Below are 13,847 nucleotides of genomic sequence, written 5' to 3'. Positions count from 1 at the left end.
GATGAAAAAAAGAAAAATACCAACAAGAAAATGTATACTAACCAACGAGATGTTTCCGAAAAAAGATTTACTAAGAATAGTAAAAAATAAAGAAGGAGAAATTTCGGTAGATCCAACAGGAAAAAAAGCTGGGCGCGGAGCATATGTTGTATCAGATTTGGAAGTAATTAATAATGCAAAAGATAAAAAATTACTTGAGAAATTCTTTTCAACTACTCCAGAAATTATGGAGCCTATTTACAACGAAGTAATTAGATTAATATATAGAAAGTCTATTCCACAAAAATAATGTTAAAAATATATAATTTATTTGGTTTAATGCAAAGAGCAGGTAAACTTATAACAGGCGAAGATTTAATCACAAAAAATTTAAAGAATAAAAAGATAAAATTATTAGTCATAGCACAAGATTGCGGTATTAATACAAAGAAAAAATTGATAGATAAAGCGACGTTTTATGGTGTTAATCACATCGAATTTTCAGATATTGAAAATATAAGTAGAGCAATTGGACGAGATAATCGTGTCGCACTTGGTATGACTGATGATGGGTTTATAAAAAAGTTTAAACAACTATTAGAAGAAGGAGGAAGATTGTAATGAAAAAAGTCAGAGTATATGAATATGCTAAAGAGATTGGTAAACAGTCAAAAGATATAATTAAAGTTTTAAGAGAATCTGAAATTGAAGTGTCTAACCATATGTCAATGTTAACGGAAGAGGGGTTAGCCAAACTTGATAGCATCTTCAAAGCTAAAAAAGAAGAACCAAAAGCAGAAAAAGTTGCTAGTAATAAAAATCAAAGTGATACTAAAAAACATAAAAAGAAAAAAAATAAAAAAGAAAAAAATAAAAAATCTAATAAACAGCAGCCTGCAATTATTGAAGCACCTACAGAAGAAACAATTTCAGAAGACACTATCTTAGTAAGAGATGGTATGACCGTAGGAGAACTTTCAGAAGTACTATCAGTAAATTCAACTGAATTAATTAAAAAGTTATTTATGGAACTTAAAATTATGGCAAATATCAATCAATCTCTTACTTTAGAGCAAATTGAATTAATTGCTATGGATTATGGAAAAGAAATTCAAGAAGAAGTAGAAATCAATAAAGAAGATTTAGATTTATACTTTGAAGTTGAAGATGAAGAAAAAAATCTTAAAGAAAGAGCTCCAATTGTTACAATAATGGGGCATGTTGACCATGGGAAAACAACTTTATTAGATACAATTAGAAACACACGTGTAACTGCAGGAGAAGCAGGGGGTATCACTCAACATATTGGTGCTTATCAAGTTCGTACTAAAGATAAGAAAATTACATTTTTAGATACACCAGGACACGCTGCGTTTACAACTATGCGTGCACGTGGAGCAAAAATTACTGACGTAACAATTTTAGTAGTGGCTGCTGATGATGGGGTAATGCCTCAAACAATAGAAGCTATTAACCATGCTAAAGCAGCAGATGTACCTATTATTGTTGCTGTTAATAAAATGGATAAACCTCAAGCAAATCCAGACCGAGTTATGAATGAACTTGTAGAATATGGACTTATTTCTGAAGAGTGGGGTGGAGATACAATCTTTGTTCCTATTTCAGCTCTGAAAGGTGAGGGTATTGATGAACTATTAGAAAATATTTTATTAGTTACAGAAATGCAAGAGTTAAAAGCCAATCCAAACCGTCTAGCACTAGGTACTGTCATTGAAGCTAAACTTGACAAAGGGCGTGGAGTAGTTGCAACATTACTAGTACAAAATGGTACTCTTAATGTAGGAGATCCGTTAGTAGTAGGTAATACATACGGGCGTGTTCGTGCTATGATTAACGATCGTAGTAAAAATATCCATACTGCTAAACCATCTACACCAGTAGAAATAACTGGTCTTCAAGACGTACCAAATGCAGGAGATCGTTTTGTAGTATTCGGTGATGAAAAAACAGCGCGTCAAATTGGAGAAAAACGTCAACAACAATATATTGAAACTACACGTCAAGCTAACTCAGCAGTATCACTTGATACGCTATTTGAACAAATGAAACAAGGTGAGATGAAAGATCTTAACATTATTATAAAAGCAGATGTTCAAGGTTCAGTTGAAGCACTTGCCATGTCATTAGCGAAAATTGATGTAGAAGGTGTCAACGTGCGTATTATCCACACTGGAGTAGGAGCAATCAATGAATCTGATATTACTCTTGCTGTTGCATCTAGTGCCGTAGTAATTGGATTCAACGTTCGTCCTGATAATAACGCTAAGCAAATGGCAGCAACTGAACAAGTAGATATTCGTTTACATAGTATTATCTATAAAGTAATCGAAGAAATCGAAGCAGCTATGACAGGATTATTAGATCCAGAATTTGTAGAAAAAGTAATAGGTCTTGCAGAAGTTCGTCAAGTATATAAAGTATCAAAAATTGGAACAATCGCTGGTGCTTATGTTACAGAAGGTAAAGTTTCTCGTGATGGTAAAGTACGTGTAATCCGTGATAGTGTTGTAATTTACGAAGGTGAAATTGATACACTAAGAAGATTTAAAGATGATGTAAAAGAAGTTCAAAGTGGTTATGAATGCGGTATGACTGTTGAAAACTTTAATGATATTAAAGAAGGAGATGTCTTTGAAGTTTACATCATGGAAGAAGTAAAAAAATAGGAGGAGAAACTAATGTCAGAATTAAGAGTTAATAGACTTGCAGAACAAATCAAAAAAGAAATTACTTATGTTTTAGCAACAAAAGTTAAAAATCATGATTTAGGATTTGTTACTGTTACAGAAGTAACTTTGACAGGAGATTATTCTCAAGCAAAAGTGTACTACACAGTTCTAGGTGGAGAACGCGAAAAAGAAAAAACTAAAGAATCGTTTAAAAAAATAAAAGGATTCGTTAAAAGCGAAGTTGCTAAAAAAATAAAGATTCGTAAGTTTCCAGAATTGATTTTCGAATATGATAAAACAGCTGAGTATGCTTTACATATTGAAAGTCTAATTGCAAGTGTAAGTCAAAAAGAAGAAGAATAAAGTATAGGGAAGCTGACTAAAGGTGTTAGGCAGTTTGTCCTATGATTGAATAAAATTAGAGGAGAATGTAATGTTACAAGTAACAAATTTAGGTTTGCGTTTTGCAGATAGAAAACTATTTGAAGATGTAAATATAAAATTTACAAATGGTAACTGCTATGGGCTGATTGGTGCTAACGGAGCAGGTAAGACAACATTTTTAAAATTATTATCTGGTGAAATTGATTCACAACAAGGTCACGTATCATTAGGAAAAGGTGAACGACTTGCGGTACTTCGTCAAAATCACTTTGCTTATGAAGAAGATAGAGTTATTGATGTTGTAATGATGGGACATGAGCGTCTTTGGGATGTTATGAAACGCAAAAATGAAATTTATATGAAAGATCCATTTACAGAAGAAGATGGTATCATTGCAGCAGAACTTGAAGGTGAGTTCGCTGAAATGGACGGTTGGAGTGCTGAGAGTGATGCGGCTCAACTTTTAGAAGGCTTAGGTATTTCTGTAGAGTATCATGTTCTGCTTATGGGAGAATTAGATAATGCAATTAAGGTAAAAGTACTTTTAGCTCAAGCGTTATTCGGAAACCCAGATGTTCTATTGCTAGATGAGCCTACCAATGGACTTGACATTGCAGCCATTAAGTGGCTTGAAGAATTTTTAATTAACTTTGAAAATACAGTTATTGTAGTCAGTCATGATCGTCACTTTTTAAATAATATTTGTACACATATTTGTGATTTAGATTTTGGAAAAATTCAACTGTACGTTGGTAACTATGATTTCTGGTATCAATCAAGCCAACTTGCACGTCGTATGATGGAAGATTCTAATAAGAAAAAAGAAGAAAAAATTAAAGAACTTCAAGAGTTTATTGCTCGTTTCTCAGCAAATGCTTCGAAATCAAAACAAGCAACAAGTAGAAAGAAAATGCTTGACAAAATTACGCTTGACGATATTAAACCAAGTAGTCGACGTTATCCATATGTGCGCTTTACTCCAGATCGTGAAATCGGTAATGATTTATTAATCGTAGATGGTGTAAGTAAAACAATTGAAGGAAAAGAAGTTTTAAACAATGTGAGTTTTACAGTTAATCCTAACGATAAAGCTATTCTTTTAGGAGATGAAGTAGCTAAAACTACACTTCTTAAAATTTTAGCAGGTGAGATTGAACCAGATAGTGGAACTGTAAAATGGGGAATTACTACCTCACGTAGTTATATGCCAAAAGATAATACAGAATATTTTGAAGGATTGAAGCTTTCATTAGTAGAATGGTTACGTCAATATGCTTCTCCGGAAGAAGAAAGTGAAGCATATCTACGTTCGTTCTTAGGAAGAATGTTATTCTCAGGAGAAGAGGCACTAAAACGTGCTCATGTACTTTCTGGGGGAGAAAAAATGCGTTGTATGCTGTCTAAAATGATGTTATCTAAAGCTAACGTTATTCTTTTAGATGAACCTACTAACCACCTTGATTTAGAGTCAATTACTGCGGTTAATGAAGGAATTATCGCATTTAAAGGTTCAGTATTCTTTACATCTCATGACTATGAATTTATTCAAACAATTGCTAATAGAGTAATTGAACTTACTCCAGAAGGAGCAATTAATAAAGAAATGGATTATGAGAACTACCTTAAATTTAAAGGAATTATCGATTAATATTAAAAAAAGAGGTTTACTTCTAAATGAAGTTAAACCTCTTTGCTATTTTAAAATTTTATGTTTTCAAAAATTTGTTTTGTTACCTCATTGAATACCAAGACTTCTTCAGGAGAGAATCTATCAAATTCAATAGAATCAATATCAAGAAGTGCAACAACTTCATTATTTTGTATAATAGGAATTACAAGCTCACTGTTAGTTGCACTATCACAAGCTATGTGTCCAGGAAATTGATGAACATCTTTTACATAAATTGCTTCTTTTGTTGTATAGCAATGCCCACAGACTCCCTTATTGAAAGGAATACGCGTACATGCGACTTTTCCTTGAAACGGACCTAAGACTAGATTGTTTTGTTCTTTATCTACTATATAGAAACCAACCCAGTTAGTATTGGGCAAGTATTCTTTGTATAATGCAGAAAGATTAGAAAGATTAGTAATCAAATTTTTCTCATTGATAATAAGTGAATTTGCTTGTTTAATAAATAAAGATTTATCTGTAATAATATTCATATGAAACCTCGCTAAATTTATTTATCTTATTTTCGCATATTAAGAAAAAAAAATAAAGTGAAATGACTATATAAGATTTAAGGGAAGATGCGAAATAAATTTTAATAGTTCTGAAATAAAAATTCAAAAAAATTTCAAAAAAATGGTTGAAATACTTTGTTTTTTACGCTAAAAATGGTATAATTTTGTTAGTATTTATTGTATTAATAAACGTAAAATTTAATAAAAATTTCAGGGGGAAGATATATGACATATATATTTTTATTTGTATGTGTTCTTATTCTTGGAGGAGTAGTGGCTCTATTCATCTTTAGAAATAGAAAAAAACAAGATTTATACCCTCTTTTAGTTATGAAAGATGAGCTAGAAAGAGAAACATTGTCTGATGATTTGAAACAAGTAAAAGCATTAGAGATAGCAGGAAAAGCAGAAAAACTTTATACTAAGTGGGAAAGTGAATGGTATGAAATTCAAAGTATTGATATAGAAGAATTAGATCGTGATCTTTATAATGCTGAAAGCTATATAGATAAATTTAATTTTAAACGTGCTGATGAAGTAATAATGAATAGCGGTGAACTAATTGCAAGTATAAAAGATAGAATTGCAGAGATTCGACGAGAAATTAAAGAACTTAAAGAAGTTGAACCTAAAAATAGAGAAGTTTATGAAGAAATTGTTGCAGAGTATAAAGAGCTTAATCGTGAACTTTTAGCTAAAAGACATCAGTATGGAGCAGCAGCTGATCAATATGAGCAAAATATTAAAGAACTTGCTCCTCAATTAGATGACTTCAAATTATTGACATCTACAGGTAAATATATTGAAGCACAAGAAAAAATTACAGCAATTAAAAATTCTATCTTTAATTTAAAAGAAAAAATGGATGTATTACCAGATCTACTAAAAGAGATAGAAAAAACTTGTCCAACTCAAATACAGTCATTAAGACTTAAAGTTGAGGAAATGGAGAAAAAAGGTTTCAAGCTTACGCATTTAGAAATATCTAGTAAAATTGAAAGTATTGTTTGGCAATTAAATGATGCCCGTGAAAAAGTTAAATTAGGTGATATTGATCTAATAGAAAATATTTTAGATGGTATTTATGATGTTATTGATGAAGTTTCTAACGACCTTAAAAAAGAGCTTGATTATAAGAGATATATAGAAGAAAACTATCGTGAAATTACTAATAAACTTGATTTACAAGATAAATTAAATGAAGCCCTTTATAATAATATTCAGGAAATTAAAACTAGATATCAAATCTATCAAAAAGATGAAGAAATGGTAGCTAATTATTATGATGAATTAAGCGAATTGTTAGATCTTAAACATGATATAGATGTCTATATTAATAATCAACCAAAATTAAATTATAAAGATCTTAAAGATAAAGTTGAATTATTAGAGCAAGGATTAGAAAAAATCGAAGAAGACCAAACAAATTACTCTAGATATTTAACAAGTTTACGTGAAGAAGAAAGTATTGCAAGAGAAAAATTAATATTTATTAATCAAGAAAAAGAAGTAATTAAACGTAAATTAGATAACTCTCGAGTTCCTGGTTTCAGTGATAGATTTATTGTTCTTTATAAAGATGTTACAGATAGTTATAGATATGCTTTGGAAGAACTGAAAAAAGAACCTATTAATATTGATTTGTTAAAACGTGCAGTTGCAGAAGCAGAAGAGTCACTAGATATTTACTCATCTGAAGTTAATAATATACTTACAGATATAGAATTAATCGAAAAGCTCATCCGTTATGCAAACAGATATAGAAAAGAAAATATTGAATTCCATCAACAATTAACAGTGGCTGAACAATATTATAGAGAATATCGTTACAACAAAACATTAGAAATAATTCGTACTTCTCTAGAAAAAGTAGAGCCAGGAGCATACGAAAGAATAAGAAATTCTGTAAAACCAAGATAAAAAAACCAGTCATTTTGACTGGTTTTTTTATCTGCGTTTTAAATTGTAATAACCAAGGCTTAGGAAATAAAATAGTGCTTCAATAGTAGCAATATAAAAAGTAGTTGGTAGGGCCGAATAGTAAGACAATGTAATGCCTAACCAAGTTCCTATTAAAGCGAAAGTAATTGAAATAGCAATCATTACTCCTACTTTATTAGTTAAATATCTAGCTGCACTAGCAGGTACAGTAAGTAATACAAACATTAATAAAGCACCTACAACTGGAACTGTAATACTTGTTGCAACAGATAATAGCACTAGGAAGAATATTGAGATAAATTTTCCATTAAGACCGAGTGCTTTAGCACCAATTGCATCAAAAGAATCAAATTTTATTTTTCTATAGAATAGTGATAGTAAAATAATTACAGCAATAGCTAGCGAAAATATTAGTTTAACGTCATCACGAGTGATGGATACAACACTCCCAAATAAAATACTATTTACATAACTTGTACTTTTTGGTGTTAGTGAAAGGAATAGCAAACCTAGACCTAAGAATATCCCAAGCATAACACTTACAGTTGCTTCACGACGAAAAGCTTTTACGCTAAGATGTCCTACTAAATATGACATAGTTATTGTGAAAATAAGCAATCCATAAATCGGATTAATTCCAAGAAAAACAGCAAAAGCAGCTCCAGCAAATCCAACGTGAGATAGGGTATGGGAGATAAATGACATATTTCGTGCCATTACAAATACTCCGATATATCCAGCCATAATTGCTACAATAGTACCTGCAATAAAGGCATTTTGCATAAAATCATAATTAAGCATAATTGTTATCTCCTACATAATGTTTACATAATTTAAAATCACTTTGTTCTTTATTAAAGTCGTTAATACTAATAAATTTATAACAATCTTCCTCTAAGTATAGAATTTTATCAATATATTTTTCGTCAATTAACGAAAGTTCATGTGTAATACAAAGAGTAATTATATTATTTTTTTTAGTAATATCACGAACCAAAGACATACATTCAATCTCGCTACCTTTGTCAAGATTAGAAGTAAACTCATCAAGAAGAAGTAAATTAGGATTATTAACAAGTGCCTGTGCTAGGAATACGCGTTGTTTTTCCCCGCCTGATAAATGACCTATTGACTTTTCTTTTTTAGTTAGCGAATTAGTTGTTTCTAAGGCAATTTCAATTTGTTTTTTTTCTTTTGACGAAAGCCAAGGAAGAATTTTTTTATGGAGAGGAAGTGCGACAAAATCCTCAACTGATAGAGGCAATTCTTCGTCTATTTGACGGAATTGCGGAACATAGCCAAGACGTGCTTCTTCTCCAGTTAATTTTATATTTTCTGTTTTATTTAATTTTTCTAATATATTGTTTAATAAAGTTGTTTTACCAACACCATTCTTTCCGACAACAGCTATTACTTCTCCAGCAGAACAGCTAAAAGAAAGATTGTTGAGTATTAACTTATCACCTATTGAATAGGTTAAGTTTTTTATATTAAGTTCAGTCATAATAAACTCCTAACTTATGGATTAAATTACACTTTTAGTATAAAAAAGAAGAGATACGATTTACAAATCTCTTCTTAATATTATACTACATATTTTCTAATTGTAAAAACTATTTTTTATTAATGGTTGTGATTGTGTCCCTCATGATTATGATCATGTCCTTCATGGTCGTGCTCATGATCGTGAGAGTGAGATTCTTTAGCATCCTCTGTGTGATATGCTTTTTCACCTTTACCACCATTTAGAATCTCTTCAAGTTTATTATATTGGTCTAACATCCACTCTATATATGTTTTACCATCAGGTTGCGTCTCAGTAACATTTAGAATCGGAATATTATTTTGTTCAGCAAGATTTATTAATCCTTCAACTGTTTTGTTAGTAGTCTGAACATTATTGATAATCAATGAAATTTGTTTTTTCTTAATTTGTTGCTGAATATTTTTAAGGTCTTGTGGTGCTGGATCATTTCCTTCCTCTGTAGCTTGCGCTAATTTATTCACCTCGTCAGATACTTTTAGTCCAAGAGATTTAACAGCATATTCGAATACAGGTTCGGTAGTAAGAACAGATTTTCCATTAGCTTTTTCTTTTAGAGAATTTATTTTTTCTGTAATTTTTGATAACTCTTTTTTGTATTTATCTCTATTTTTTTCATAGAAATCCTTATTAGAAGAATCTTTTTCACTTAATATTTTAGTTAACTCATCAGCGATTTTGCTCATTACCTCAGGATTATACCAAATATGTTCATTTTCACCTTCTTTAAGACCTAATAATTTAGCACCATCTATTTTAGTTATATTCTTACTATTATTAGTAAGTTTTTCAAACCATGAATCATAGCCGCCGCCGTTTAAAATAGCAATTTTTGAATCAGCTACAGTCTTAGCATCTTGTGCAGTTGGTTCAAAATCGTGTGGGTCAATAGAAGAAGAACTTATTATAGAAGAAACTTCTGCTTTGTCACCAGCAACAGCTTTGGCAACTTCTGCGTAAAAGTTAACAGATGTTACAATTTTTATTTTTTCAGTTGAAGTAGGGTTTGAATTTGTTTTACTAGAACACCCAACTAGAAATAAAGTTAATGCTGTAATAATTGATAAAAATTTTAAAAATTTACTCATAGTAAAAAATACCTCCGTTATTTCGTAATTATTACGGTCTAATAAATTATAATACTAAATTATTAAAAAATCAAGGGATAAATCGAAATTATTTTGATTAAGAAAAAGAGAAGATCAAAATAAGATACATACAAATCTTTAAAAAATCAAAATCTAAAAGGTATAATTTTATTTTCTAAAGAAGAAAAATAACAAGTAATATTTTAAAAATTTTCAATTATATATTTGCTAAAATGCGATAAAAGCACTTGATTTTTATTGCTGAATACTATATAATTAATAAAGTTGAGTAAAAATCAACAAAAAATAAAACACACGACATTTGAGTAGCTGCTCGGTGCATTAAATGTTTGCAGTAGGCTTAGAGAATGTCGGAGGAAAAAACCAAGGAGGAAAATAACTTATGGCAGTTATTTCAATGAAACAATTATTAGAAGCTGGTGTACACTTCGGTCACCAAACAAGAAGATGGAATCCTAAAATGGATAAATACATCTTCACAGAAAGAAATGGTATCTATATCATCGACTTACAAAAAACAGTTAAAAAAGTAGATGAAGCATATGAATTCGTTAAATCAGTTGCTGATCAAGGCGGAAAAATGTTATTCGTAGGTACTAAAAAACAAGCACAAGATGCTATTAAAGAAGAAGCTGAAAGAAGTGGTCAATACTACATCAATCACCGTTGGTTAGGTGGAACTTTAACTAACTACAAAACAATCAAAGGACGTATTGATAGAATCGCTGAAATCGAAAAAATGGAAGCTGATGGAGTATTCGAAGTTCTTCCTAAAAAAGAAGTTATCGAATTAAGAAAAGAATACGATAAACTTAACAAATTCTTAGGTGGAATCAGAGAAATGAAAGGTATGCCAGATGCAATTTTCGTTGTTGACCCTAAAAAAGAACACAATGCAATAGCTGAAGCTAAAAAATTAGGAATTCCTGTAGTAGGTATCGTAGATACAAACTGTGATCCAGACGATGTTGACTATGTAATCCCTGCAAACGATGACGCTATTCGTGCAGTTAAATTATTAACAGCTAAAATGGCAGATGCTTTTGTGGCTTATAATGAAGGGAATATCGAAGAAACAGCTGAAGAAGTATTCGTAGAAGAAGTAGAAGCAACAGAAGAATAATTTTATAAATAAATTTTAAAGAATATAATAACGGAGGCAATCAAAATGGCACAAATTACAGCTAGTTTGGTAAAAGAATTAAGAGAACGTACTGGTGCTGGTATGATGGACTGTAAAAAAGCACTACAACAAACTGATGGAAATATCGAAGCAGCAATCGACTATTTAAGAGAAAATGGTATCGCTAAAGCAGCTAAAAAAGCTGACAGAATCGCTGCAGAAGGTCTTTCTTATATTGAAGTTAAAGGTAACAAAGCTGTTATCTTAGAAATCAACTCAGAAACTGACTTCGTTGCTAAAAACGAAAAATTTGTTGCTTTAGTAAAAAATGTTGCAGATGCTATCTTAGCAGCTGAACCAAAAACTTTAGAAGAAGCACTTCAAGTAGAAGCACAAGGTGGAACTGTAGAAGCAGTTATTAATGAAGGTATCGCTACAATTGGAGAAAAACTTTCATTAAGAAGATTTGAAGTAGTATCAAAAACTGATTCAGATGCATTTGGTGCATATTCTCACATGGGTGGAAGAATTGGTGTTCTTACACTTGTTGAAGGAAGCACTGATGAAGAAGCAGCTAAAGATGTTGCAATGCACATTGCTGCTTTAGCTCCAAGATACTTAGACGAAAGTGAAGTACCAGCTGATGTACTTGAACACGAGAAAAAAGTATTAACTGAGCAAGCATTAAATGAAGGAAAACCTGCTAATATCGTTGAAAAAATGATCGTTGGTAGAATTAACAAATTCCTAGAAGAAATTACAGTAGTTAAACAAAAATTCGTTAAAGACGATAGTTTGACTGTAGAAAAATTTGTAGCATCAAAAGGTGGAAAACTTGCTAAATTTGTACGTTACGAAGTAGGAGAAGGTATCGAGAAAAGAGAAGATAACTTCGCTGAAGAAGTAATGAGCCAAGTTAACGCTAGCAAATAATTCTCTATTTAATATTCATTATTAGAAAGAGGTAAAGCACACACTTCTTGTGTGTGCTTTTTTAAAAGATTAGTATATATTTAGATATATCTGTATTTTATTAGGAGGATTAAAATGGCTACTAGATATAAAAGAGTTTTATATAAACTTAGTGGAGAAGCACTTGCAGGTGGAAAAGGATTCGGAATTGATTCTGAGACAGTTAACAAAATAACATCTCAAATCGTTGAAGTTGTAAAGCAAGGGGTAGAAGTTGCTATTGTTGTTGGTGGTGGAAATATTTGGCGTGGTAAAACTGGAGAAGAGCTAGGTATGGAACGTGCAACAGCAGATTCAATGGGAATGTTAGCCACAGTAATGAATTCATTGGCTCTACAAGATTCATTAGAACAAAAAGGTGTGGATACTCGTGTACTTACATCAGTAGAAATGAAGGCTATGGCGGAACCATATATTAGAAGACGTGCAATTAGACATTTAGAAAAAGGACGTGTTGCGATTTTTGCAGCAGGAATTGGAAATCCATACTTCTCAACAGATACTACGGCCGCTCTTCGAGCTAAAGAAATTGGAGCTGAGGCTATTCTTATGGGTAAAAATGGGGTAGATGGAGTTTACTCTGCAGATCCTAAGTTAGATAGCTCAGCAACTAAGTTTGATAAATTGTCATATATGGATGTAATGAATAAAGGATTAACTATTATGGATTCGACAGCTATTACGTTCTGTATGGATAATAACTTACCAATTATCGTCTTTTCTATTGATGATGCAGATAATATTGTAAAAGTTGTTACTGAAAAATTAGGAACAATTATTGAATAAATTATAAGTAGGAGTGTAAAACTATGCCTGAGCAAATTATGAATAATTTAAATGAAAGAATGGAAAAAGCAATTGCGAGTTTGCGTCGTGAGTTAGCTTCTATTCGAGCTGGGAAAGCAAGCGCGGCAGTACTTGATAGATTAACTGTTGATTACTATGGAGTTGCAACACCTATTAACCAAGTGGCTGGAGTTTCAGTACCAGAACCAAAAATGTTAGTAATATCTCCTTATGAGAAAACTTTATTAGGAGATATAGAAAGAGCAATTCAAGCATCAGATTTAGGTCTTAATCCTTCTAACGATGGATCAGTAATTCGTATTGTATTTCCAGCGTTAACAGAAGAACGCCGTAAAGAATTAGCAAAATTAGTAGGTAAAGAATCTGAAGGTGCAAAAGTAGCTGTTCGTAATGTACGTCGTGATGCAATTGACGCAATGAAGAAATTAGAAAAGGCTTCTCAAATTACAGAAGATGATTTGAAAGGATATTCAGATGATATTCAGAAAGTAACTGATAAATTTGTTGCAGAAATTGATAAAGTAACAAAAGAAAAACAAGATGAATTAATGAGTGTATAATAATATGGAAATGACAGAAATTATTGCTAAGATTAATTCTCTTAATGCAACAAAAAAAGAACGCGAGCTAACAGCTGTTGAAACAGAAGAGTTGGCAGAATATAGACAATTATATTTAAAAAATTTTAAAGCTAATATGCGTAATATATTAGATAATACAAAAGTGATAAATGAAAAAGGAGAAGATATTACTCCTAAAAAGAAAGGACTTTAAATTATGAGTGCGACTACAATTACAATTTTAGTTGGAGCTATTTGTTTACTTGCAGGAGTAGTAGGGGGCTTTTTCCTTGCAAGAAGAAACTTCATGAACTATATGGAAAAAAATCCTCAAATTAATGAAGATATGGTAATGGCAATGATGAGCCAAATGGGGCAAAAACCATCTCGTAAAAAAATTAACCAAGTTATGGGGAATATGCAAAAAGCTCAACAACAAGCAAAAAAACAAGCTAAAAAATAATATATTTAGAGCAAATATTATGTATTATAAAGCATAGTATTTGCTCTTTAATTTTAATAGAGAATAACTATATAGAAAATAATTATAAT

At 31.2% G+C, this 13,847-nt stretch carries 16 protein-coding genes; 12 read left to right on the top strand and 4 right to left on the bottom strand.

Annotated elements, in window-relative coordinates:
* Position 1: 1 nt before the first annotated feature.
* The 5 genes from rnpM to DQN46_RS04665 all read left to right on the top strand — a co-directional run bounded on the left by rnpM (position 2) and on the right by DQN46_RS04665 (position 4,701).
* The gene (gene rnpM, locus DQN46_RS04685; RefSeq protein WP_004631855.1) at positions 2-289 is read left to right on the top strand and encodes an RNase P modulator RnpM; all 288 of its coding nucleotides are present in this window, start codon (positions 2-4) and stop codon (positions 287-289) included.
* Complete coding sequence (locus DQN46_RS04680; protein ID WP_111743192.1) at positions 289-600, top strand: L7Ae/L30e/S12e/Gadd45 family ribosomal protein; 312 nt, start codon at positions 289-291, stop codon at positions 598-600. Before rnpM ends, DQN46_RS04680 begins: the two co-directional genes overlap by 1 nt.
* Positions 600-2,666: a translation initiation factor IF-2 gene (infB, locus tag DQN46_RS04675; protein ID WP_111743191.1), complete on the top strand. Its 2,067-nt coding sequence runs from the start codon at positions 600-602 to the stop codon at positions 2,664-2,666. The genes DQN46_RS04680 and infB overlap by 1 nt, the downstream gene beginning before the upstream one ends.
* 12 nt (positions 2,667-2,678) lie before the next feature.
* A complete protein-coding gene (gene rbfA / locus DQN46_RS04670; RefSeq protein WP_111743190.1) occupies positions 2,679-3,032 on the top strand; it encodes a 30S ribosome-binding factor RbfA in 354 nt (117 codons plus the stop codon).
* Positions 3,033-3,102: 70 nt separating this feature from the next.
* The gene (locus DQN46_RS04665; protein WP_111743189.1) at positions 3,103-4,701 is read left to right on the top strand and encodes an ABC-F family ATP-binding cassette domain-containing protein; all 1,599 of its coding nucleotides are present in this window, start codon (positions 3,103-3,105) and stop codon (positions 4,699-4,701) included.
* A 50-nt stretch (positions 4,702-4,751) separates the two neighbouring features.
* On the opposite strand, the gene DQN46_RS04660 is transcribed toward DQN46_RS04665, so the two are convergent.
* Entirely contained in the window at positions 4,752-5,219 is a 468-nt protein-coding gene (locus DQN46_RS04660; protein ID WP_111743188.1) for a GAF domain-containing protein, read from the bottom strand.
* A 246-nt stretch (positions 5,220-5,465) separates the two neighbouring features.
* On the opposite strand from DQN46_RS04660, the gene DQN46_RS04655 reads away from it, so the two are divergent.
* Positions 5,466-7,160: a septation ring formation regulator EzrA gene (locus tag DQN46_RS04655; RefSeq protein WP_004631867.1), complete on the top strand. Its 1,695-nt coding sequence runs from the start codon at positions 5,466-5,468 to the stop codon at positions 7,158-7,160.
* Positions 7,161-7,187: 27 nt separating this feature from the next.
* Here the strand turns inward: DQN46_RS04655 and DQN46_RS04650 are convergent, their stop codons facing one another.
* From DQN46_RS04650 to DQN46_RS04640, 3 genes are all read right to left on the bottom strand, one after another.
* Positions 7,188-7,982: a metal ABC transporter permease gene (locus tag DQN46_RS04650; protein ID WP_004631869.1), complete on the bottom strand. Its 795-nt coding sequence runs from the start codon at positions 7,980-7,982 to the stop codon at positions 7,188-7,190.
* Entirely contained in the window at positions 7,975-8,685 is a 711-nt protein-coding gene (locus DQN46_RS04645; RefSeq protein ID WP_004631870.1) for an ATP-binding cassette domain-containing protein, read from the bottom strand. The genes DQN46_RS04650 and DQN46_RS04645 overlap by 8 nt, the downstream gene beginning before the upstream one ends.
* A gap of 119 nt (positions 8,686-8,804) precedes the next feature.
* The gene (locus DQN46_RS04640; RefSeq protein ID WP_111743187.1) at positions 8,805-9,812 is read right to left on the bottom strand and encodes a metal ABC transporter solute-binding protein, Zn/Mn family; all 1,008 of its coding nucleotides are present in this window, start codon (positions 9,810-9,812) and stop codon (positions 8,805-8,807) included.
* 403 nt (positions 9,813-10,215) lie between these two features.
* On the opposite strand from DQN46_RS04640, the gene rpsB reads away from it, so the two are divergent.
* The 6 genes from rpsB (at position 10,216) to DQN46_RS04610 (ending at position 13,758) form a co-directional block, all read left to right on the top strand.
* On the top strand, positions 10,216-10,956 hold the full coding sequence (rpsB, locus tag DQN46_RS04635) for a 30S ribosomal protein S2 (RefSeq protein WP_004631873.1): 741 nt from the start codon (positions 10,216-10,218) through the stop codon (positions 10,954-10,956).
* 45 nt (positions 10,957-11,001) lie between these two features.
* Positions 11,002-11,889, top strand: a complete 888-nt coding sequence (gene tsf, locus DQN46_RS04630) for a translation elongation factor Ts (protein ID WP_004631876.1) — start codon at positions 11,002-11,004, stop codon at positions 11,887-11,889.
* Positions 11,890-12,003: 114 nt separating this feature from the next.
* Positions 12,004-12,714 (top strand): UMP kinase, encoded by a 711-nt coding sequence (gene pyrH, locus DQN46_RS04625; protein WP_004631878.1) that lies wholly within the window; start codon positions 12,004-12,006, stop codon positions 12,712-12,714.
* A 23-nt stretch (positions 12,715-12,737) separates the two neighbouring features.
* Positions 12,738-13,295 (top strand): ribosome recycling factor, encoded by a 558-nt coding sequence (gene frr / locus DQN46_RS04620; RefSeq protein ID WP_004631880.1) that lies wholly within the window; start codon positions 12,738-12,740, stop codon positions 13,293-13,295.
* 10 nt (positions 13,296-13,305) lie between these two features.
* Entirely contained in the window at positions 13,306-13,509 is a 204-nt protein-coding gene (locus tag DQN46_RS04615) for a DUF896 domain-containing protein (protein WP_231120301.1), read from the top strand.
* 3 nt (positions 13,510-13,512) lie between these two features.
* Complete coding sequence (locus DQN46_RS04610; protein ID WP_004631884.1) at positions 13,513-13,758, top strand: YneF family protein; 246 nt, start codon at positions 13,513-13,515, stop codon at positions 13,756-13,758.
* The last annotated feature ends 89 nt before the right edge of the window (positions 13,759-13,847 follow it).

Origin of the sequence: Gemella morbillorum, assembly GCF_900476045.1 — a bacterium.
Classification (GTDB): domain Bacteria; phylum Bacillota; class Bacilli; order Staphylococcales; family Gemellaceae; genus Gemella; species Gemella morbillorum.
Note: the sequence above shows the minus strand (reverse complement) of the source record. Positions and strands in the feature narration are given on the sequence as shown.